The sequence below is a fragment of the Leeia sp. genome (assembly GCF_041909055.1).
GTDB classification, from domain to species: Bacteria; Pseudomonadota; Gammaproteobacteria; order Burkholderiales; family Leeiaceae; genus Leeia; species Leeia aquatica.
Map to the genome: position 1 here is coordinate 926,160 of NZ_JAYREC010000001.1, position 20,960 is coordinate 947,119.

The following is a 20,960-nucleotide window of genomic DNA, read 5'->3' on the forward strand; positions in this document are numbered from 1 at the left end:
AACAGGTTCTGACCTGGTAGCCGGTCAGGCGAATACCTGCTGACCGGCTGCCATTTTTTGCGGATACCGCCCATGCGAAACCTGATCCTCTTGCTTGCCAGCCTGCCCCTGATCGCCACCGCTGCAACACCGACGCCGGAGCGGCAAGCCGCCTTGCTGCACCTGTTGAAGCAAGACTGCGGTTCCTGTCACGGCATGACCCTGCAAGGCGGGCTCGGCAGCCCCTTGACCTCGCAGGCGCTGGAGGACCGCCCACCGGAGTCGCTGGTGCAAACCATCCTGCAGGGACGCCCCGGTACCGCCATGCCACCGTGGAACACCTTCATCAGTGAAGATGAAGCACGCTGGCTGGTAGAAATGCTGCAACAAGGAAAAATCCCATGATGGCACGCTGGACCCGCCCGCTGATGACCCTGCTGCTCACCCTGACTCTCGCCGCATGCGGCAGCGTTCCTGCCCTGCGCGGCAGTGGCGATCTTGGCGTAGTAATCGAGCGCGCCAGTGGCAGCGTGCAGGTGGTGGACAACAGCCACCGGCAGGCGCTGTATCGTATCCGGGGGCTGGGCGACCTGTCACATGCCTCACTGGTCTACAGCCGGGATGCCCGTTACGTCTATGTGTTTGGCCGGGACGGCGGCCTCAGCAAGGTGGATATCCTGCAAGGCCAGCAGGTCGCTCGGGTGATGCAGGCCGGTAACAGCATCGGTGGCGCCATTTCCAGTGACGGCCGCATCATCGCGGCGCAGAATTACACCCCTGGCGGCGTCAAACTGTTTGACGCCGAAACCCTCGTCCTGCTGGCCGACATCCCCGCCGTGGATGCCCACGGTCAAGTCTCGAAAGTGGTCGGGCTGGCCGATCTGCCAGGCAACCGCTTTGCGTTCAGCCTGTTTGAGGCCGGTGAAATCTGGGTGGTGGACGCCAACCAGCCGCGCCAGCCAACGATTCGTAAGTACCCGGCCATCGGCAAGAATCCCTACGATGGTCTGGCCAGCAGCGATGGCCGCTATTACATCGCCGGACTGTTCGGGGAGGACGGGCTGGCCTTGCTGGATACCTGGCAACCCGACGCCGGTGTGCGCCGCATCCTGCCTGGCTACCGCAAGGATGATCCGGCGCTGCCGGTCTACAAGATGCCGCACCTGCGCGGCTGGTCACTGGCCGGGGATTACGCCTTCCTGCCCGCCATAGGCCAGCACAGTGTACTGATGGCCGACAGCCGCAGCTGGCAGCCCGTGGCGCAGATCCCGGTTTACGGCCAGCCGGTCTTTGTGATGGCCGACCCCAGCGGCCGCCGGGTGTGGGTCAATTTTGCCTTCCCGCACAATGACACCGTGCAGGTGATCGACGTGCCCAGTCGCACGGTGATCCAGACCCTCAAGCCCGGCAAGGCCATCCTGCACATGGAATTTACCGGCCGGGGTGATCAGGTCTGGCTGTCCAGCCGCGACGACAACAAGCTGGTGGTGATCGACCCGCACACCTTTGCCACGCTGACGGAGCTGCCCGCAGACAGCCCCTCTGGCATTTTCTTCAGCTGGCGCGCGCACCGCTCGGGGATGTGATGAACGCCCCGGCACTGCTCCCGCTGCTGGACCGCTATCAACGCGGCTTTCCGCTGCAGCCCCGCCCTTTCGCAGCGCTGGCGCAAGACGCAGGGTTGGATGAGGCCGCCTTGCTGCAGCAACTAACCCAGCACCAGCAGGCCGGGCTACTCAGCCGGGTGGGGGCGGTGTTTGCGCCCAACACGGTCGGCTGCAGCACGCTGGCGGCACTGGCACTGCCCCCCGCACAACGGGATACCGTCGCGCAGTGGATCAGCCAGCTGCCCGAGGTCAATCACAACTATGCCCGCGAGCACCACTACAATCTGTGGTTCGTACTGACCGCCCGCGACCGGGCGGCGCTGGACCGCACCCTGCTGGCCATCGCGCAGCATTGCGGGCAAGCCCCACTGGACCTGCCGCTGGAGCGTGAATACCACATCGACCTTGGCTTTGCGCTGGGAGAGCACGGCCCGGCCCGCCGCCGCACTGTCACTCCGACCCCACCGCAGCTCGACGCGGCAGACCACCGCCTGCTGACGGCCTTGCAAGACGGCCTGCCACTGGACACCCAACCCTTTCTGAGCCTGGCCCAGCGCTGTGGCTGGGAAGAAGCCTCCCTGCTGCAGCGCCTGCAAGCATGGCAGGACAGCGGGGTGATCCGGCGCTTCGGCTTTATCCTGCGCCACCATGAGCTGGGCTACCGCGCCAATGCCATGTGTGTGTGGCAGGTGCCGGATGCACAGCGGGACACCATCGGGCAGCAGCTGGCCGACGATGCTGCTGTCAACCTGTGTTATGGCCGCCCCGCCCGTTTGCCGCACTGGCCCTACAACCTGTTCTGCATGCTGCACGCGGCAGACCCTGCAACCGCCCAAGCGGCGGCCCTCGCGCTGTCACAACGGCACGGCCTGGAAGCTGTGCCGCAAGCGGTGCTGGTTTCCACCCGTCGCTACACCCAGCGCGGCGCTCGTTACGGACACACCTCATGAATGCCCCGCTACAGCACGCTGTAGTCCTGACCGACTTGCAGCAACGCATCATCAACCAGCTGCAAGGCGAGTTTCCACTGCATCCGCGTCCTTATGCCGAGGCCGCACAGCGGCTAGGCTGCGATGAGGCCACCTTGCTGCAACAGCTGCGGCAATTGCTGCGCGACGGCGTGCTGACCCGCTTTGGCCCCCTGTTTCAGGTGGAGCGCATGGGGGGCGCTTTCGTACTGGCGGCGTTGAAAGTGCCGGAAGCGGATTACGCCCGCGTCAGCGCCCTGGTGAATGCCCTGCCTGCGGTGGCTCACAATTACCGGCGCGAGCATGCCCTCAATATGTGGTTTGTACTCGCTACCGCCCAGCCACAGGGAATTGCCACCGCCATTGCGCAGATCGAGCAGGATACCGGCCTGACCGTGCATGCCTTTCCCAAGCTACGCGAATACTATGTCGGCATGCAGTTTGCCGTAGGCGGTCAGGCACCGGTTGGCCAGCGACCCGGCAACACCCCGCTGCGCGATGTGATACTGGACGCGCAGGACCATCAACTGGTCAAACGCAGCCAGGGCGGGCTGGCGCTGCAACCCCACCCCTATGCCGAGCTGGCGGCCGCACTGGGCTGCAGTGAAGATGCCGTGTTGCAGCGCTTGCAGCGCATGCTGGAGAGTGGCGTGGTGCGCCGTATCGGCGCCGTACCCAACCATTACGCCATCGGCTACCGCGCCAATGGCATGGTGGTGTTCGATGTGGCGGACACGCAGGTAGACACGCTGGGCGAGCAGGTGGGGCAACAGGCCTTTGTCAGCCACTGCTACCGCCGCCCGCGTCACCTGCCGGACTGGCCTTACAACCTGTTTGCCATGTGCCACGGTGCCGATCACGCCGCGGTCGAGCAGCAGGCCCAGCAACTGCGCCGCCTGCTGGGCGCGGCCTGTACGCAACACGCGGTACTGTTCTCCAGCCGTATCCTGAAAAAGAGCGGCTTGCGCCTGTAGGACCACGCGGCCTGTTTTGCCCGGCAGACGCACTCGGCTTGATACCTGTCAATGAGCGGAGCGCCACTTCGCAGGACCATGTCGGCATGGACATTCTTGCTGGGCGATTCCCATGCTGCGCCTGACCCCGTATCTGCAATCCCTGCTACACCCGGCACCGCTGCCGCCTGCGCGCAAACCGGCCGGGCCGGTGGTGATCTGGAACCTGATCCGCCGCTGCAACCTGACCTGCCAACACTGCTACTCCATCTCTGCTGACAAGGACTTTGCCGGTGAGTTGAGTACCGATGAGGTGTTTGCCGTCATGGACGACCTGCGTGCCTTTGGCGTGCCAGTCCTGATCCTGTCCGGCGGCGAGCCACTGCTGCGGCCCGATCTGCTGCAGATAGGCAAGCGCGCCAAGGCGCTGGGATTTTATGTCGGGCTGTCCAGCAATGGCACCCTGATCACGCCGGACCGGGTGGCCGGCATTGCCGATGTCGGCTTTGATTATGTAGGCATCAGTCTGGACGGTATCGGTGCCACCCACGACCGCTTCCGGCGGCTACAAGGTGGTTTTGACCTCGCCTTGCAGGGTATCCGCCTGTGTCGCGATGCGGGCATGAAGGTGGGCGTGCGTTACACCATGACCGAGGACAACGCCGACGACCTGCCCGCCCTGCTGCAGCTGGTCGACGATGAAGGCATCGACAAGTTTTATTTCTCGCACCTCAACTATGCCGGGCGCGGCAACAAGCACCGCGATACCGACGCCCGTCACCAGCGCACCCGCTGGGCAATGGACCTGCTGATTGCCGAATGCCTGCGCTATCTGCAGGCGGGCCGCCCCAAGGATTTCGTCACCGGCAACAACGATGCCGATGGCGTCTACCTGCTGCACTGGGCCGAACAGCATTATCCACAACACGCCGCGCAGCTCCGCCAGCGCTTGCAGCAATGGGGGGGCAATGCCAGCGGGGTGAATGTGGCCAATATCGACAATCTGGGCAACGTACACCCGGACACCATGTGGTGGAAGGTGACACTGGGCAATGTGCGCGAGCGACCGTTCTCGTCCATCTGGCCGGACACCGGCCACCCGCTGATGGCCGGGCTCAAGCAGCAGCCCCGCCCGGTACAGGGACGCTGCGGTGCCTGTCAGCATCTGGCGATTTGCAACGGCAACACCCGCGTGCGCGCCTGGGAGCTGACCGGTGATTACTGGGCGGCCGACCCGGCCTGTTATCTGAGTGATCAGGAAGTCGGCGTGGCGGATGGGGCGTTCCCGCTGGCCCCGCTGACCCGCTGGCAGCGTATCCCGCTGGTCAGCATGGAGACCCAGCCATGATGCTGCCCAAACTGTCTGCCGCTATCCTGTTGCTGCTCAGCCTGCAGAGCCTGGCCGCCGACCCCGCCACCCTGTATCAGCAGCATTGCCTGACTTGTCATGGTAACCAGCGCATGGGCAGCATGGCCCCCGCCCTATTGCCACAGAGCCTGGAGCGCCTGAAACCGGGCGAGATTCTCAGTGTGATCCGCCAGGGGCGCCCCGCCACCCAGATGCAGGGCTTTGCCGACCGGCTGAGCGCGGAAGACATCCAGTTACTGGCCAGCTGGTTGCGCCAGGCACCCAGTGAAGTGCCACAGTGGCGCGAGCAGGACATAAGCGCCTCGCGCGTGCAGTACCTCGATCCGGCCACGCTGCCCGCCCGCCCGGGCTACCGCGCCGACCCGCACAACCTGTTTGTGGTGGTGGAAGCAGGGGATCACCATGTGAGCGTACTCGATGGTGATCGTTTTGAGCCGATCGCCCGTTTTCAGAGCCGCTTTGCGCTGCATGGCGGCCCCAAGTTCTCGCCGGATGGCCGCTTTGTCTACTTTGCCAGCCGTGATGGCTGGGTCAGCCAGTACGATCTCTACACCCTGCAGATGGTGGCCGAAATTCGTGTTGGCCTGAATACCCGCAATCTGGCGGTGTCATCGGATGGTCGCTGGGTACTGGCGGGCAATACCTTGCCGGAAACCCTGGTGCTGCTTGACGCCCATGGCCTCAAACCGGTCAAGACCATCCCGGTCAAGGACCGTAGTGGCAAATTGTCCCGCGTATCGGCCGTCTACGATGCCGCACCGCGTCGCAGCTTTGTGGTGGCGCTCAAGGACGCCAGCGAGCTGTGGGAGATTTCCTACCGCGAAGATGCCGAGCCGATCTACCCCGGCTATGTGCACGACTACAAGATGGGTGAAGGTTTGGCCATTCCCGGCTACCTCAACCCGCGCGTCACGCCACTGGACATGGTGCTGGATGACTTTTTCTTTGACACCCGCTACCAGCACGTGATGGCGGCCTCGCGCGATGGCAGTGCGCAGGTGATCAATCTGGACAGCCGCAGCAAGGTGGCCACCCTGCCGCTGGATGGCATGCCGCACCTGGGCTCCGGCATCACCTTCGAGCAGGATGGCCACCACCTGATGGCGAGCCCCAACCTGAACAGCGGTCGCGTCACGGTCATCGACATGGACCGCTGGCAGGTGGTCAAGCAGATCACGACCCCCGGCCCCGGTTTTTTCCTGCGCAGCCATGAGCAGACACCCTACGCCTGGGTGGATGCGATGATGTCGCCGCGCAAGGACACCCTGTTCATCATCGACAAGCGCACCCTGCAAGTGGTGCGTGAGCTGACGCTGCGCCCCGGCAAGACCAATGCCCACGTTGAATTTACCCGGGATGGCCGTTATGCCCTGGTCAGCATCATGGAAAGCCCGGGCGAACTGATCGTGGTCGATGCGCGCACCTTGCAAGAGGTCAAGTCGCTGCCGATGATGAAGCCGATCGGAAAATACAACGTCTACAACAAGGTGAACCGCTCGGAGGGCACCAGCCATTGACGAGGAGAACTAGTTCTTGTGATGGATGGTTTCTACTGGTCAAACCCCTTATCCTTCGTCAACCTGACCGAAGGAAGGTTTCCCCATGCTGTCGATCAATATCCGCGAATTCCTGAAGCACCAGCCGCTGTTCCAGCAATTATCGGATGAGCAGCGCGAGCTGCTGGTGCCGGGCACTCGCGAGGTGCGTGGTGAAAAAGGCCAAATCATCTTCCAGAAGGGCGACCCCTGTGATGGCATGTATCTGGTGGTGTACGGCAAGGTCAAACTGTCACTGATCGCGTCCAGCGGCAGCGAAAAGGTGATGGAAATCTTCCATCCCGGCCAGAGCTTTGCCGAAGCAGTGATGTTCCTGCAGCGCCCCTACCCCTTGCTCGGCCAGTTTGTGGAGGATGGCATGCTGCTGCATGTGAGCGCCGAAGTCATCCACCAGGCCATCCGCAACGACCCCGGCTTTGCCTTGCACATGCTGGCCGGGCTCTCCCTGCGTTTGCACGCACTGGTACGCGATGTCGAGCGTTACTCGGTGGAAAACGCCACCCAGCGGGTGGTGAACTACCTGCTGCAGGTGTGCAAGCCGCATCAGCAGGGGGCCAATGTCCACTTGCCAGTCAATAAAAACCTGATAGCCTCGCGGCTCAACCTGACGCCAGAGACCTTTTCCCGCGTGCTGCACCAGCTGAGCGAGGAAGGGCTGATCGAGGTCAATGGCCGCGACATTCTCATCCGGCAATTGCCGGAGCTGGAGCAGTATCAGCCCGGTTGATCTTTGCCTGCAAAGGTCAAGGCCACCGAGTTGATGCAGTAGCGCTCGCCAGTGGGCTCCGGCCCATCGGGGAAGACATGCCCCAGGTGGGCATCGCAACGGCTACAACGCACCTCCACGCGGATCATGCCGTGGCTGGCATCTCGCAGACGGGTGATGCTGCCCGGTACCGCCTCCTCCCAGAAGCTGGGCCAGCCACAGCCAGCATCAAACTTGGTATCAGCGTGAAACAGTAGCGCACCACAGCAGACACAGTGGTAATCTCCCGCGGCATCGTGCCGGTAAAACACGCCGCTATACGGGCGCTCGGTACCGGCTTGCCGGGTGACCCGGTATTGTTCGGCGGTCAGTTGTTCGCGCCATTCGGCATCAGACTTGATCAGCTTGTCCGTCATGTCAGCACTCCGGTTCAGGTCAGGGCATGTTGTTTGGTCGGCGCCCAGCCACGATTCTGTCAGTTGTACTTCAGTACACTGGCGCCTCATGTCCGGCTGGCGCAAGATGAATCATACTGCAGTGTATCGCCCAGGGAGGGAACGATGCCGTATATCAAACGTGACAATCATGGCCAGATCGTCGCGCTTCTGAAAGAGGCCTCCGACGCAGCCGACAGCTTTCTGCCTGCCGATCATCCGGAAGTGGTCGTCTTTCTGGGCGAAGGTGAAGGTACCGGCGGCAGCTTCGATGTGCTGGACCGTGAACTGGTGCGGGTGCTGGAAGATCTGGTGGATACCCTGATCCAGAAAAACATCCTGCGCATTACCGACCTGCCACCGGAAGCCCAGCACAAGCTGCTCAGCCGCAAGCGGCTGCGCTCCCAGCTCAATCCCTCGCTGGGTTTTCTGGGCCGGGCCGACGATCTGATCTGAGGGTACACCGCTACAGGATGCCCACCCCGGAGATCTCGCGCGCCAGATTGGCCGCCGCGTTATCGGTCATATTGCCCACGAAATCGAGCACACTCATATAGCAGGCGTACAGCCCATCCCGCACCGGTAGCGGGCGCTCCAGCAGGGAGAGCTGGATGCGCTCACGGGTGGAGAGCGCTGCTTCGCCCTGGGTCACCAAGGTATGCACGCCCGGGATCAACACAGCCAGGATGGTGGCCATACAGGGGTAGGCCGCCACTTCGGTCACCACTTTGCTGCGGTGACGGTAGACTTTGCGGCTGGCCAGCTCCTTGGCCCCTTGCAAGGCGTCGCCAATGTCTTGCGGGCAGACGGCCAGCAAGTCCTTGCCGGTGAACTGGCCCGCCATCAGGTCGTGATAATGTGCCATGAAGCGGTCTGCCAGTGCCGCCACACATTTGCCCACCACCGTACCGCGCACCAGCGCACATTTCTGCCGTGGGTCCTGGCTGGTCAGCGCACGCTCATCCAGCCCCGCCAGTGGCAGCAGCAGGTGCTCGAACTCCTGCACGTCGAGAATGCCGATCTCGACCGCATCTTCCAGATCGAGAATGGCGTAGCACACGTCGTCCGCCGCCTCCATCAGGTAAGACAGCGGGTGGCGCGCCCAACGATTGGCGCTGACTTCCGGCAGCCCCAAAGCCGCCGCCACGGCGCGAAAGTACGGCAACTCAGACTGGTACAGGTTGAACTTGCCCGGCTTGGGCGACACATCCACCGCCCACGGGTATTTCATCAGGCTGCCCAGCGCCGCTGCGGTCAGCCGCATGCCGCCTTCGCCCGCATACATCTCCAGATTGGAGACCATGCGAAAGCCATGGGCATTGCCTTCGTAGGTTTGGACATCCAGCGCTTCTGCCATGCTTAGCCCAGCCAGCAGGTGCTGCCGCGCCGGGTCGCGGAACCAGACACGCAAGGCATCCTCACCGGTGTGACCAAACGGTGGATTACCGATGTCGTGGGCGAGGCAGGCCACCTGTACGATGGCACCGATGTCAAACGGGGTATAACCGGCAGGCAGCTCGCCATGCTCGGCCAATGCCGCACCAACCCGGTTGCCCAGCGAACGGCCCACCGAGGACACCTCCACACTGTGTGTCAGCCGGTTGTGGGTGTGGTCATGGCTGGCCAGCGGGTGCACCTGGGTCTTGCGGCCCAGACGGCGAAAGGCGCTGGAGAACACCACCCGGTCATGGTCGATGTGAAAGTCGGTACGCAGCCCGATGGCGCTGTCAGCAGCGGCCCCGGCCACGGTGGTCTGCACCTGCCCATCCACTACCTTGAAGCGGGTGGTCGACAGCAACTGGTTCCAGTTCATGCGGGAAGAAGAGCGCACGGCAGGGCCTTCGGGGTGGAAAGCCGCATGATAAAGCAGGCAGCGAGGCTTGTCGCCCCGCGTTCAGGTCAGCTCGTCGAGGGCCGCTGCCAGATGATCCTGCACCGCCCAGCGTTCTACCTGCCAGCGCCCCTGATGCCAGCTCACCCAGTTGAAGGCCGCATTGGGAATCTCCACCTGCCGCAGCGCGGAGAGCGGGTATGCGTGTGCATGTCGCCACAGCATGTCCAGCACACCGCCATGGGTCACCACCACCAGGGTTTGCCCACAGTGCTGCATGGCCATGGTATCGAACGCCTGCGTCACCCGGTCGTAAAAACGCTGGATGGACTCGCCTTGCGGAATGTCCCATTGCGGGTCTCGCGCCCGGTAGCGGGCATATAGCTCCGGCTGCTGCTCCGCCATCTCGGCGTAGGTATACCCCTGGAAGACCCCAAAGTGCTGCTCGCGCAGTGCTGGGCTGAGCCTCTGCGGGCACGCCAGTCGGGCCAGCAAGGGCGCCGCCGTTTGCCGGGCGCGCTGCAGGTCGCTGCAATACAGTGCATCCACCGCAATCGCCGGAAAGCCACGCGCCAGTGCTTCGGCCTGCGCCAAACCGGTCGTGTTCAGCGGGATGTCGGTCTGCCCTTGCAGGCGGCGCGCCAGGTTCCAGTCAGTTTCACCATGGCGGATCAGGCACAGGCGGGTGGCATCAGCGGGCAGGATCGGGAAGTTCATGCTCACGATCATAGCGGCAAGCCCAGTCACAGGGAAAGCCTCATGTATTTTACAAACAATAAAGTTTGCTAATTGCAATTGGGGGCGCTAAACTCATCCCGTCATCGCCGGAGCCTTAACATGTCCAATCGCCACCCCATGCTTGCCTTATTGATCCTGTGCGCCATTGCGCTGATCAGTACGGTCGGCGCTTCCTTGCCCTACCCGATCCTGGCGCCGCTGTTTGTGGATACCGCACCAGACCGTTTCAATCATTTCCTCGGTCTGCCGCCCAAGTTGTTGCTGGGCATCACTCTGGCGCTGAACCCGCTCGGCTGCCTGCTCGGCAGTATGGTACTGGGGCCGCTGGCCGACCGTTTCGGTCAGCGGAAGGTGCTGGCCTGGAGCCTGGGGGTGGCGGTGCTGCTGCATGCACTCACCGCGCTGGCCCTGCAGGCCCGCTTGTTGCCGCTGTTCATGCTGGGACGCTTTGCAGTGGGTCTGGTAGAAGGCAATACGGCAATTGCCCGCGCCATCTCGGTGAGCATTCCCGGGCTAGACCGTAATCGTGGTTTGTCTCTGATCAACTCGGCGCTGTACGCGGGCTGGCTGGTCGGCCCCATGCTGGGCGGGGCCACCGTGGGCTGGGGCTACAGTGTGCCGTTCTGGATCGCCAGCGCCGCCGTGCTATGCTGCCTGATCGGCTGTTGGCTGGCACTGCCCGGCGATACCCCCTCCCATGCCAACGACCACACACTGTGGCAGACCATACGCCACCGCAATGTGCTGTCCTTGCTGCGGGACCCGGCCATCCGCCAGCTGGCGTTGCTGCAGATGGGTGTCGCCATCGGCATCTCGGGTTTCTATGAGTTTTACCCGCTGTGGCTGGTGGAGTATCACCGTTTTGACAGTCAGCAGATCTCTTGGGTTACCGCTGTGCTGTGCATTGTGATGACCGGCATCAGCAGCATTCCCCTGTACAAGGGCACAGAAGGTGCCTTGCCACAAGCCGGGCGCTATGCCCTGCTGCTGGCCGCTGCAATCGCCCTGCAGGCATTGTGGACATCGTGGGCAGGGATTGTCGTGATCGTATTGGTAGGCCTGCCCATCTCGCTCTACAACACCCGGATGCCCATTTACTGGTCAGAGCGTTTTGCCAGTCAGGGGCAAGGCAGCGTGATGGGCTTGCTGGCCAGCATCTTTTTCCTGTCGAACATGCTGATCGCCGTGATCGGCGGGGGGCTGACGCTGCTGGACACCCGCCTGGTACTGCTGCTGGGTGCAGGCTGCTGTGCCTGGGGTGCCTGGGGCATTTTGCGCTTGGCCCGGCAAAGCCATTTGCGGGAGGCCTGAGCCATGAGCAATGCAGAACAGATGCTCTATCTGCTGAAAACCCGAGGCGCACAAACGGCACAGACGCTGGCCGATGCGCTGGACCTGACCCCTATGGGGGCGCGCAAGCACCTGCTGGCGCTGGAAGCCAAAGGATTGCTGCAGTCCGAAGAGCGCGCTGAAGGCGTAGGTCGCCCAGGCCGCTACTGGATGCTGACCGACGCCGGGCACGCCCGCTTCCCCGACCGGCACAGCGACCTCACCCTGCAACTGATTGATCAGGTCCGCAGTCTGTTCGGCGAGGCCGGGCTGGATCAGCTGATTGCCGCCCGCGAACAACAGGCCCGGCAGCACTATCAGGCGTCACTGGCCAGCCAGCCCGACCTGGCCAGCAAGGTCACCACGCTGGCGCGCCTGCGCAGTGAAGAGGGCTATATGGCTGAAGCACAACGCGACGAGGACGGCCACTGGCTGCTGCTGGAAAACCATTGCCCGATCTGTGCTGCAGCACGTCAGTGCCAAGGTTTTTGCCGCGCGGAGCTGACCCTGTTCCAGCACAGCCTGGGGCCGGCTTTCAAGGTCGAACGCAGCGAACACCTGCTGGCGGGCGCCCGCCGTTGCACTTATCGCATCCAGTGGCTGAAACCCGCCTGAGCCCAGACGCGCCCCTCAGCCGATCAGGCGTACCGGCAGCAGCGGAAAGCCATTGAAACGGCTGGCGCAGGCATTGCTGTAGGCGCCCGCCGTATGTACCCACAGACGGTCCCCTTCCTGCAGGGTCACAGGCAATGGCTGAGCCTCAGCGCAGATGTCCATCGAATCACAGGTGGGGCCTGCCATGGTCCATGCTGCACGCGGCCCTTCCCGTGAGGTGTCGATGGCGTAGCTGAAGCCGGTGATCGACTCCAGCAGACCATTGAACACCCCGACATCCAGATACGCCCAGCGCTGTCCACCTCGTCGGGTGGTGCCGATCACTTGGCACAGCAACCCTCCGGCTTCCGCCACCAGATAGCGCCCCGGCTCTGCCATGATGCGTACCGAGGCGGGCATCCCCTGCAAGGCCTCATGGATCGCCTGCCCCAAGGTCTCGATACTGGGGACCGCTCTGTCGTATTCCGCCGGGAAACCACCGCCGAGGTTAAGCAGCCGCGGCGTCAGGCCTCGCTCCAGTATACGCTGGAACCACTTCTTGGCGGCAGCAATACCGGACAGCCAGTTCTCCAATCGGCAACATTGTGACCCGGCATGAAAAGTAATGCCCGCCAGATCGGCGCCACAGGCCAGCGCCGCCTGCAACACCGCCTCGGCCTCCGCCTCACCTGCGCCAAACTTGCCGGACAGCGCCACTTGCGAGCCCTGATTGTCGGTATGCAGCCGCAGGTAGAACGAGGCTTGCGGATAGAGGGCATGCACTTTGTGCAATTCCTCGACACAGTCCACCACATACCATTGCACCCCGGCGACTACCGCCTGGGCTATCGCCTCGCGGGACTTGACCGGATTGCTATAGTAGAGCTCGGCAGCCGGTACCCCCAGCTCCAGCATCAATTTCAGTTCATCCGGCGAAGCAATCTCAAAACCGGCTCCCGCCTCATGCAGGCACTGCAGCACCTGCGGGTCTGGATTGCATTTCACCGCAAAGTGCGGGTACACCGCAGGCAGGGCGCGACGAAAGCGCAGCACCCGGTCGCGCAATACCGCGCGATCCATCCACAGTTGTGGACCGGTATAGGGTGCGGCCAGCAGCTGGCTACGCAGCGAGGCATTGAACATGGGGCGATTCATATCCACTCCTCACAGATAATCACGAAGACGATACCAGGCCATACCCGCAGCCTGCAGTGGCACCCGCAGCCAGTCGCCGCCAGGGAAAGCCGGGTTGGGCAGCGCGCGGAACAGGTTCAGTAGTTGCTCATCACCCAGGATGGCCGATGCCAGCACCCGGCCGGCCACGCGGGTCGGAATCAAGCCGTGACCGGAGAAGCCTTGCGCCCAATACAGATCCTGCTCCCCCCCAAAATCCGGGGTGCGGTGCACGGTAATGTCGATGTGCCCGCCCCAACAGTGGCTGATCGCCACATCACGCAGTTGCGGGAACACCCGCAGCATGTCGGCCCGCATCCGCTCTGCCAGATTGGCCGGGGTGCGCCCGGAATAGGTGCACTTGCCGCCAAACAACAGGCGTCGATCCGCGGACAGCCGGAAGTAATCGAGTACAAACTGGTTATCGGACACCGCATGGTTTTGCGGCAGGATCTCGCGCGCCAGTACTTCCGGCAACGGCTCGGTGGCGATCATATAGGTGCCGACCGGTAGTACCCGCGCTGACAGGTGCGGAGCCAGCCGGTCCAGATAGGCATTGCAGGCCAGCACCAGCTTGCGACAGCGCAGTGTGGCCTGCTCCGTACGTACCCGGTAGCCATCACCTTCGCGTTGGTAGTCCAGCACCCGGCTTTGCTCATGCAGAATCACACCGGCCGCTTCACAGGCGTCAGCCAGCCCCAGCGCATACTTCAAGGGATGCAGATGGCCGCCTTCGCTGTCGAGCAGCCCGGCCACATAGCGCGGCGAGCCCACATACTCCGGCAGCTCGGCTTGCGGGATGAACTGCAGGTGCGGGTAATCCCAGTGGCGGGCGGCCTCTTCCTGCCAATCGGTCAGGATCTTGATCCGGCGGGGCATGACCGCGGTCCAGACATGGCCGCTGGCTAGCTCACAGTCGATCTGGTGACGCTGGATACGCTGGCGGATATCTGCTGCGGCCGCTCTCACCAGTTGCCAGATGGTTTTGGCCCGCTGCGTACCGAGCGCGGCCTCAAACGGCGGCATGTCACAGGAAAAACCGAGGATGAGCTGGCCCCCATTGCGCCCGGAGGCCGCCCATGCCACCCGGCTGGCCTCCAGCACACGGACGGACAATCCGGCCTCGGCCAGCTCCAGTGCGGTATACAAACCGGTGAAGCCCGCGCCGACCACACAGACATCCACATCCACGTCGTCCTGCAAGGGCAGTCGCGATCGCTGCCGATCCAGGCTAGACGCGGCATACCAGCTGTCCGGATACTGCGCTGAGGACTCAAACATCAGGCCGACCTCCACTGAAGCGGCAGATGCCGCACGTGCAGGGTAACGCAGACAACAAAAAAGCCGCAACGGCATCCCGTGCGGCTTTTTACCGGCATGCGCCGATTTATCGCTTGAAGATAAACAGAGCCCAGCCCATGATTTGCTCCTTTGTTTCTGGCATCACGTCCTTGTGGGACGATTAGCTGTACGCGGGCGGTTGCAACCCTTGCCTTGCTTGACGACAACCACCGGCCACGGACGATACAGCCCAACTTGCCCGTTCCGGCCCATACCCTCCCTTGAGGGCATGCTTTGATTACCGAGTAAGGTAACGCCTTAATATTACACGATTATTGCATCGCAGCAAAGCACTTTATAGACTAACCACTTTTGCCTGCCGACCGTCAGCATGGCCAAACCCGCACCGGATCAGGCAAACTGACAAGAGACACGCCCACAGGACGCCCTGCATGCATTTTGAGCATCTGATCGAAATCAATGACCGCGACAACGCCCTCTCAGTCCAGTTGACACACGCCCAGTTATGGGCTGGACTGGTCCGCCGTGCAACCGACCCGCAGCATTTCATGCCACAGCTGGATGCGGCCCACATCCTGTCGCGCAGCGAGCAGGGCCTGCGCCGCGAACTGCACTTTGGCAGCCTGGTTGTACGTGATGAGGTCCGCTTTGAGTCCCGGCAAGCCGTGCATTATCTGACCGAGGCCAGCGAACAGCACGGCGGAGGCAGCCTCACCATGCGCATCGAGAGCCCGGATGGGGAGAGCCTGTTCGTCCGCTTCACCTACGACACACCATTGCAAGACGACAGCGGCGAGACCGGTGAAGCCGTCAAAGTGGCCAGCTATGTCAAGGCCGCCTACCGTGAGGCGGATATCGACACCATTCGGCTGATCCGCGAGCTGGTGGAGGACCAGAAGCTGGAATCCGGTGATCTGCACTGAACATGCGCCACATGAATACAGAACAACTGTTCTATATGTGCTAGATTAAAGGCCTCCCATGCCTTGGCCCCACCCATGACCGCCCTTAGCCTGCCTGCCGCCCGCGCCCTGCACCTCGCCGCCCAGGGGCTGCTGACTGCGCCACGCCGCAAGGCACGCCCGGCCGATGTGCTGGCCACCATTCGCCGCATGGCCTTGCTGCAGATTGACACCATCAGTGTGGTGGCACGCAGCCCCTATCTGGTGCTGTGGAGCCGCCTGGGCGACTATCAGCAGCAATGGCTGGATGACGCCCTGGCCGAGGGGCAGCTGTTTGAATACTGGGCACATGAAGCCTGCTTCCTGCCAATCGAAGACTATGGCCTGCTGCGGCACCGCATGGTCGACCCTGAGCAACTGGGCTGGAAATCAGCCACCCAATGGCGACGTGAGCACCCGGGGGTAGTTGAGCGGGTGCTGCAGCATATCCAGCAGCAGGGGGCCATGCGCTCCGCCGACTTCGAGCAGCCAGAGGGGCATCAGGCTGGCTGGTGGAACTGGAAGCCGGAAAAGCGGGCGCTGGAAGTGTTGTTTGCCAGCGGTGAGCTGATGGTAGCGCGTCGGCAAGGTTTCCAGCGGGTGTATGACCTGCGCGAGCGGGTGCTGCCCGACTGGCAAGATGCACAGCATCTGCAGCCGGTACAGGACTGCAAGCGGCAACTGGTATTGCAGGCGGTGAAGGCACTGGGCGTTGCCCACCCCGGCTGGGTGGCCGACTATTACCGTATGGGGCGGCTGGAAGCAGAATTGCAACCCGCCACGCTGGCCAGCCAAGGATTATTACTGCAGGCCACCCTCACAGAGAGTGGTGACACCGTCTACATCCACCCGGACCATGCCGAGCTGCTGGATGCTGCGCTGGCGGGAACATTGCAGGCCCGTGGCACCCGCATCCTCTCGCCGTTTGATCCGGTGGTATGGGACCGGAAACGCGCCAATGCCTTGTTCCAGTTCGATTATCGTCTGGAGTGCTACACCCCGGCGCCCAAGCGGCAATACGGCTACTTTGTGCTGCCCATCCTGCGCAACGGCGCGCTGATTGGCCGCATGGATGCCAAGGCACACCGTCAACAGGGGCGGATGGAGGTCAAAGCGCTGCATCTGGAGGCAGGTGTACGTGCCAGTCAGGGGCTGGCACGTGATCTGGTGCGTACCATGCTCGAGTTTGCCCGCTGGCACGCCACGCCGGAAGTGCAGCTGAGCGGCGCCCTGCCCGACCGGCTGGCCCCCTTGCTGCATGCCGAGCTGGCGAGCCAAGCCTAGTCGTCGCGGGTCAGCACTTCCAGCAGCTCGATTTCGAACAGCAGATTGGAATGCGGCTTGATCAAGGCGCCCACCTGCCGTTCGCCGTAGGCCAGGTGCGCCGGAACCGCCAGGCGGCGTGTGCCACCCACCCGCATGCCCATCAGGCCTTGGTCCCACCCTTTGATGACCCGCCCGGTGCCAATCACGCACTGAAAGGGTTTGCCTCGCTGGTGGGAGGAATCAAACTCAGTGCCATCTTCCAGCCAGCCCCGATAGTGGGTGGTGATCAATGCGCCCTTGACCACCGCCTTGCCTTCGCCCACCACCAGGTCGCGAATATCCAGTTCATCACTCATGGGCACCGGTACTCCTGGCGAATTGTGGCCAGTGGTCGGTAATTTCAAACCACGGCGCTTTGGAATCGACAAAGATGTGCATATGCTGCTCTGGCTGCCACGCCGTCTCCAGCGCCCCCAGAGGGAAGGCCAGCCAGCCGCTGCCCGGCTCGTGCCATAGCAGCGGCGAGCCACAGCGGGTACAAAAACAGCGCTCTACAGTGGGAGAGGAGGCGTAGCGCCCGATGTGCGCTTCCCCTTGGGTGAAGCGATGCTGGGCAGCACGCACGGTGCCATACGTCGCGAACGCAGCACCATGCCCTTTACGGCACATGCTGCAATGGCAGTGGGACACCCGCTCGACCGGCCCTTGCACCTCAAACGCAACCGCGCCGCACAGGCAGCGCCCTTCCAGTATCTCGCTCATGCTGCCCCCTGATGGCTCAAGCGCATCATTATAGGGGCAGACCGGCGCTTAGCTGAACCGGGAAAAGTCCGGCGCCCGTTTCTGCATGAAGGCCATCATCGCTTCCATCGCCTCTTCACCCCGCAACATATGGGTGAACTGCTCGGCTTCGGCGCGCATGGTGTCTTCTACCAGCGCGCGATGGGCACGGCGCATCAGGGCTTTGGAGGTGTACAGGGCCTGCGGCGGCAGCGCAGCCAGCTTGCGGGCTTGCGCCAAGGCAAGCGCCTCCACTTCATCATCCGCCACCACCTGATTGGCGATACCGTATTGCAAGGCTGTGGTGGACGACAAGGGCTCACCCAGCAACAGCATTTCACTGGCCTTGGCGTACCCCACGCGTTGCGTTAGCAAGAAGCTGGAGCCTGCCTCCGGGCATAAGCCCAGTTTGGTAAACGGGAATTGCAGGGTGGCACCCTGCGCCATGTAGACCAGCTCGCAATGCAGCAGCAGGGTACTGCCCACCCCCACCGCCAAGCCGGTGACGGCGGCAATCAGCGGCTTTTTGCTATGGCTGATGGTGTGCAGGAAGCGCAGTACCGGGCTGTTTTCATCCTGCGGTGGATTTTGCAGGAAATCATTGATGTCGTTGCCACTGGTAAAGCAGCCCGGCGTGGCGGTAATCAGCACTGCACGCACCGACGGGTTGGCATCAGCGGCGTCAATGCCATCGCACAGCGCCGTATACATGGCCTGCGTCAGTGCATTTTTCTTCTCTGGCCGGTTGATCCGCAGGATGGCCACACCATCCTGAATGTCACTGCTGATCGCATCGCTCATGCCCCTGCGCTCCCTGATCTGATTGGTGCGCCTAGCCTATACCGTGTTTTTTGCAAAATCAAGCAACTGCTTGCTTGACATAAGTGAATTTTTGCAATGGCCTTTGCAGCACGCCCCAAGCCGCCTACAATCGACCCATCACTCCGGAGCCCCGCCATGCTGCTGCATCGTGACCAATCCCTGCTGTTGGTAGTCGATGTCCAGGAAAAGCTGCTGCCCGCCATAGATCAGGCCGAGCAGCTGCTACAGCATTGTCACTGGCTGATGGGTGTCGCACTCCATCTGGGTGTGCCCATCCTCTTTTCCGAGCAATACCCGAAGGGGCTGGGCCCCACCCACCCGCAATTGCGCGCACTGGCACCTGATGCCCCCGTGGTCGACAAGACCCACTTCTCCTGTGTGGCGGCCGCTTGCCTGCCTGTCGAGCTGCTGCAGCAACGGCGTCAGGTGGTGATTTGTGGCATGGAAAGCCATGTCTGTGTGCTGCAAACCGCCTGGGACCTGCACGCCAGCGGGCTGGATGTGTTTGTGGTGGCCGATGCCATCGGTAGCCGCAACCCCCTGGATCATCAACTGGCCTTGCAGCGCCTGCAAGCCCTTGGGCTTTCCATCGTCAGCCGCGAGATGTGCCTGTTTGAATGGGCACATCAAGCCGCCACCCCCGAGTTCAAACAGCTCAGTCAACAGTTCCTCCGCTAAGCCCAACACCTGTCGATCCGCTGCAGGGTGGGTCACACCTTGATCACTGCAGCCGTGGTGCCAGCACGCACTGCCTTATGCCCTTTTTTGACTAAATAACTGTTCAGTAACTTATTGACACAAAGCATGGACCGTCTTACCATGCACACTAAATAACTGTTCAGTAATTTACTCATGCAATCGACGCCCGAGAACCATCAACCCGGATGTCGCTGGCTGCGCCGCAAGGAAGCACGCCCAGGCGAGATCATGGATGCCGCGCTGGCGGTGTTCATCGAGAAGGGTTACGCCGGTACCAAAATGGAAGACATCGCCCGACAGGCTGGTGTCACCAAGGGCACGCCCTACTTGTACTTCCAGAACAAGGAAGAGCTGTTTCGCGAGATCATCAAGTCCGCCATCCAGCCACGGCTGGATGAAGTGCAATCCTATATCGACGCTTCTGCAGACCATTCGCTGCAGCAGCAGCTGCAAAATATTGCCGACCACTGGCGGCAAACCGTGCTGGAAACCCCGCGCTCCGGCATCCTGAAGCTGATGATGGCCGAAGCGGGCAATTTCCCGGATGTGGCCGCCTACTACGACACCCATGTCATTCAGCGCTTCCACCAGCAGCTGATCCACCTGCTGGAAACCGGCATGGCACGCGACGAGATTCGTCGGCTGGACCCGGTTTACGCTGCCCATATCATCATTGCGCCCATGCTCTACAGCGTGATGCACAAGCACTGCTTCGCCCAGCAAAACCAGCAGACCCGGCTGGACAGCCAGTTGCTGTTCCAGCAGGCGCTTGACATCCTCTTCAACGGCCTGCGCGCCACCGACATTCAGACTCACCATGGATAACACCCACATGCCATCCCGCCTGCCCCGCTACTTGCCCATACTGGCCCTGCCCTTGCTGCTGGCTGCTTGCAACAAGCCTGCGGAAGCGCCGTACGAAGACATCCGCCAGGTCAAGCTGATGACCGTGAGCACCACGGCCGCTGCCGACCCGCAACAACTGGCCGGGGAAGTACGCCCGCGCCATGAGGTGCGGCTCTCCTTCCGGGTGGCGGGCAAGGTCACGGCACGGCTGGTCAATGTCGGGGATACCGTCAAGAATGGTCAGGTACTGGCTCGTCTGGACGCGACCGACTACCAGCTGGGTAGCGCCGCGGCCCGTGCCCAGCAGGATGCCGCCAGTGTCGAACGCCAACAGAACGACCGTGACCTCGCCCGCTTTCGCCAGCTGCGTGATCAGGGTTTTATCAGCCAAGCTGAATTTGAGCGTCGCAAAGCCGCACTCGACAGCAGCAATGCCCGCCTGAAACAGACGGAAGCCCAGGCACAAAGCTCCGGCAATCAGGCCCGTTACACCGAGCTGCGTGCCGAACAGGATGGCGTGATCAGCCAGCTGGACCTGGAAGCCGGTCAGGTGGTCGCGGCCGGACAGGTGATCGGCAAACTGTCTGCCGGGCAGGAGCTGGAGCTGGTGGTGGCGGTGCCCGAATCCCAACGACAACAGCTGGCCAGCAGCAATGGGCTGACGGTCAGCCTGTGGGCCAATCCGGGCAAAGCCTACCTGGCTCGCCTGCGCGAACTGTCGCCGGAAGCAGATGCCGTCACCCGCACCTTTACTGCCCGTGTCACCATCGTCGATGCTGACAGTCAGGTCCACGCCGGCATGAGCGGCCAGCTGCGACTGCCGCAAACTGCCGCCACCGGTGTAGCCCTGCCGATCAGTGCCCTCTACAGCCAGGGGAACCGCAGCGGGGTGTGGGTGTACGACAGCAAGTCCGGCAAGGTCCATTTGCAAGCGGTGCGACATGGCGCCTTGCAGGGTAATCTGGTCCGCATCCAGCAAGGCATTCAACCCGGCCAGCAAGTGGTGGCCGCCGGTGCCAACCTGCTGCGGGAAGGACAGAAAGTCCGCCCGGTCGAGGGGCTGTAAA

At 62.6% G+C, this 20,960-nt stretch carries 23 protein-coding genes; 15 read left to right on the forward strand and 8 right to left on the reverse strand.

Annotated elements, in window-relative coordinates:
* The first annotated feature begins 72 nt into the window (after window positions 1-72).
* The 7 genes from ACE3O2_RS05095 to ACE3O2_RS05125 all read left to right on the forward strand — a co-directional run bounded on the left by ACE3O2_RS05095 (window position 73) and on the right by ACE3O2_RS05125 (window position 7,159).
* The gene (locus tag ACE3O2_RS05095; protein ID WP_168876744.1) at window positions 73-384 is read left to right on the forward strand and encodes a cytochrome c; all 312 of its coding nucleotides are present in this window, start codon (window positions 73-75) and stop codon (window positions 382-384) included.
* A complete protein-coding gene (locus tag ACE3O2_RS05100) occupies window positions 381-1,565 on the forward strand; it encodes a cytochrome D1 domain-containing protein (RefSeq protein ID WP_374335313.1) in 1,185 nt (394 codons plus the stop codon). Before ACE3O2_RS05095 ends, ACE3O2_RS05100 begins: the two co-directional genes overlap by 4 nt.
* Window positions 1,565-2,536 carry an Lrp/AsnC family transcriptional regulator gene (locus tag ACE3O2_RS05105; RefSeq protein WP_374335315.1) on the forward strand — a complete coding sequence of 324 codons (972 nt, stop codon included), beginning with the start codon at window positions 1,565-1,567 and terminating at the stop codon, window positions 2,534-2,536. Before ACE3O2_RS05100 ends, ACE3O2_RS05105 begins: the two co-directional genes overlap by 1 nt.
* Window positions 2,533-3,528, forward strand: coding sequence for an Lrp/AsnC family transcriptional regulator (locus ACE3O2_RS05110; protein WP_374335317.1), 996 nt, complete (start codon window positions 2,533-2,535; stop codon window positions 3,526-3,528). The genes ACE3O2_RS05105 and ACE3O2_RS05110 overlap by 4 nt, the downstream gene beginning before the upstream one ends.
* Before the next feature lie 112 nt (window positions 3,529-3,640).
* Window positions 3,641-4,855, forward strand: coding sequence for a heme d1 biosynthesis radical SAM protein NirJ (gene nirJ / locus ACE3O2_RS05115; RefSeq protein ID WP_374335319.1), 1,215 nt, complete (start codon window positions 3,641-3,643; stop codon window positions 4,853-4,855).
* Window positions 4,852-6,393, forward strand: coding sequence for a cytochrome D1 domain-containing protein (locus ACE3O2_RS05120; RefSeq protein ID WP_374335321.1), 1,542 nt, complete (start codon window positions 4,852-4,854; stop codon window positions 6,391-6,393). Before nirJ ends, ACE3O2_RS05120 begins: the two co-directional genes overlap by 4 nt.
* Before the next feature lie 85 nt (window positions 6,394-6,478).
* Window positions 6,479-7,159, forward strand: coding sequence for a Crp/Fnr family transcriptional regulator (locus tag ACE3O2_RS05125; protein ID WP_374335323.1), 681 nt, complete (start codon window positions 6,479-6,481; stop codon window positions 7,157-7,159).
* On the opposite strand, the gene msrB is transcribed toward ACE3O2_RS05125, so the two are convergent.
* Window positions 7,147-7,554 carry a peptide-methionine (R)-S-oxide reductase MsrB gene (gene msrB, locus ACE3O2_RS05130; protein WP_168876749.1) on the reverse strand — a complete coding sequence of 136 codons (408 nt, stop codon included), beginning with the start codon at window positions 7,552-7,554 and terminating at the stop codon, window positions 7,147-7,149. The two genes, ACE3O2_RS05125 and msrB, sit on opposite strands and share 13 nt — an antisense overlap.
* 144 nt (window positions 7,555-7,698) lie before the next feature.
* Here msrB and ACE3O2_RS05135 point away from each other — a divergent pair, with 144 nt between their 5' ends.
* Window positions 7,699-8,028 carry a hypothetical protein gene (locus ACE3O2_RS05135; RefSeq protein WP_374335326.1) on the forward strand — a complete coding sequence of 110 codons (330 nt, stop codon included), beginning with the start codon at window positions 7,699-7,701 and terminating at the stop codon, window positions 8,026-8,028.
* 10 nt (window positions 8,029-8,038) lie between these two features.
* Here the strand turns inward: ACE3O2_RS05135 and ACE3O2_RS05140 are convergent, their stop codons facing one another.
* Window positions 8,039-9,385 (reverse strand): deoxyguanosinetriphosphate triphosphohydrolase, encoded by a 1,347-nt coding sequence (locus ACE3O2_RS05140; RefSeq protein WP_374335549.1) that lies wholly within the window; start codon window positions 9,383-9,385, stop codon window positions 8,039-8,041.
* A gap of 81 nt (window positions 9,386-9,466) precedes the next feature.
* Window positions 9,467-10,120 (reverse strand): histidine phosphatase family protein, encoded by a 654-nt coding sequence (locus tag ACE3O2_RS05145; RefSeq protein ID WP_374335328.1) that lies wholly within the window; start codon window positions 10,118-10,120, stop codon window positions 9,467-9,469.
* A gap of 120 nt (window positions 10,121-10,240) precedes the next feature.
* Between ACE3O2_RS05145 and ACE3O2_RS05150 the strand changes: the two genes are divergently transcribed.
* Both ACE3O2_RS05150 and ACE3O2_RS05155 read left to right on the forward strand, forming a co-directional pair.
* Complete coding sequence (locus ACE3O2_RS05150; protein ID WP_374335330.1) at window positions 10,241-11,452, forward strand: MFS transporter; 1,212 nt, start codon at window positions 10,241-10,243, stop codon at window positions 11,450-11,452.
* A 3-nt stretch (window positions 11,453-11,455) separates the two neighbouring features.
* Window positions 11,456-12,085 carry a helix-turn-helix transcriptional regulator gene (locus ACE3O2_RS05155; protein ID WP_374335332.1) on the forward strand — a complete coding sequence of 210 codons (630 nt, stop codon included), beginning with the start codon at window positions 11,456-11,458 and terminating at the stop codon, window positions 12,083-12,085.
* A gap of 15 nt (window positions 12,086-12,100) precedes the next feature.
* Here the strand turns inward: ACE3O2_RS05155 and ACE3O2_RS05160 are convergent, their stop codons facing one another.
* Together ACE3O2_RS05160 and ACE3O2_RS05165 are read right to left on the reverse strand one after the other, a co-directional pair.
* A complete protein-coding gene (locus ACE3O2_RS05160) occupies window positions 12,101-13,219 on the reverse strand; it encodes a type III PLP-dependent enzyme (RefSeq protein ID WP_374335334.1) in 1,119 nt (372 codons plus the stop codon).
* Window positions 13,220-13,228: 9 nt separating this feature from the next.
* Window positions 13,229-14,518 carry an NAD(P)/FAD-dependent oxidoreductase gene (locus tag ACE3O2_RS05165; protein WP_374335336.1) on the reverse strand — a complete coding sequence of 430 codons (1,290 nt, stop codon included), beginning with the start codon at window positions 14,516-14,518 and terminating at the stop codon, window positions 13,229-13,231.
* Window positions 14,519-14,970: 452 nt separating this feature from the next.
* Here ACE3O2_RS05165 and ACE3O2_RS05170 point away from each other — a divergent pair, with 452 nt between their 5' ends.
* Window positions 14,971-15,462, forward strand: a complete 492-nt coding sequence (locus ACE3O2_RS05170) for an SRPBCC family protein (protein WP_374335338.1) — start codon at window positions 14,971-14,973, stop codon at window positions 15,460-15,462.
* 75 nt (window positions 15,463-15,537) lie between these two features.
* Entirely contained in the window at window positions 15,538-16,764 is a 1,227-nt protein-coding gene (locus ACE3O2_RS05175) for a winged helix-turn-helix domain-containing protein (protein WP_374335340.1), read from the forward strand.
* On the opposite strand, the gene ACE3O2_RS05180 is transcribed toward ACE3O2_RS05175, so the two are convergent.
* The 3 genes from ACE3O2_RS05180 to ACE3O2_RS05190 are packed head-to-tail and all read right to left on the reverse strand — an operon-like array spanning window position 16,761 to window position 18,327.
* Window positions 16,761-17,102 (reverse strand): FKBP-type peptidyl-prolyl cis-trans isomerase, encoded by a 342-nt coding sequence (locus ACE3O2_RS05180; RefSeq protein ID WP_374335342.1) that lies wholly within the window; start codon window positions 17,100-17,102, stop codon window positions 16,761-16,763. The two genes, ACE3O2_RS05175 and ACE3O2_RS05180, sit on opposite strands and share 4 nt — an antisense overlap.
* Complete coding sequence (locus ACE3O2_RS05185; protein WP_374335344.1) at window positions 17,095-17,508, reverse strand: GFA family protein; 414 nt, start codon at window positions 17,506-17,508, stop codon at window positions 17,095-17,097. The genes ACE3O2_RS05180 and ACE3O2_RS05185 overlap by 8 nt, the downstream gene beginning before the upstream one ends.
* A gap of 48 nt (window positions 17,509-17,556) precedes the next feature.
* The gene (locus tag ACE3O2_RS05190) at window positions 17,557-18,327 is read right to left on the reverse strand and encodes an enoyl-CoA hydratase (protein WP_374335346.1); all 771 of its coding nucleotides are present in this window, start codon (window positions 18,325-18,327) and stop codon (window positions 17,557-17,559) included.
* A 156-nt stretch (window positions 18,328-18,483) separates the two neighbouring features.
* Between ACE3O2_RS05190 and ACE3O2_RS05195 the strand changes: the two genes are divergently transcribed.
* The 3 genes from ACE3O2_RS05195 (at window position 18,484) to ACE3O2_RS05205 (ending at window position 20,959) form a co-directional block, all read left to right on the forward strand.
* Entirely contained in the window at window positions 18,484-19,026 is a 543-nt protein-coding gene (locus ACE3O2_RS05195; RefSeq protein ID WP_374335348.1) for a hydrolase, read from the forward strand.
* A 174-nt stretch (window positions 19,027-19,200) separates the two neighbouring features.
* Window positions 19,201-19,872, forward strand: coding sequence for a TetR/AcrR family transcriptional regulator (locus tag ACE3O2_RS05200; RefSeq protein ID WP_374335351.1), 672 nt, complete (start codon window positions 19,201-19,203; stop codon window positions 19,870-19,872).
* A complete protein-coding gene (locus tag ACE3O2_RS05205; protein WP_374335353.1) occupies window positions 19,865-20,959 on the forward strand; it encodes an efflux RND transporter periplasmic adaptor subunit in 1,095 nt (364 codons plus the stop codon). Before ACE3O2_RS05200 ends, ACE3O2_RS05205 begins: the two co-directional genes overlap by 8 nt.
* Window position 20,960: the final 1 nt, after the last annotated feature.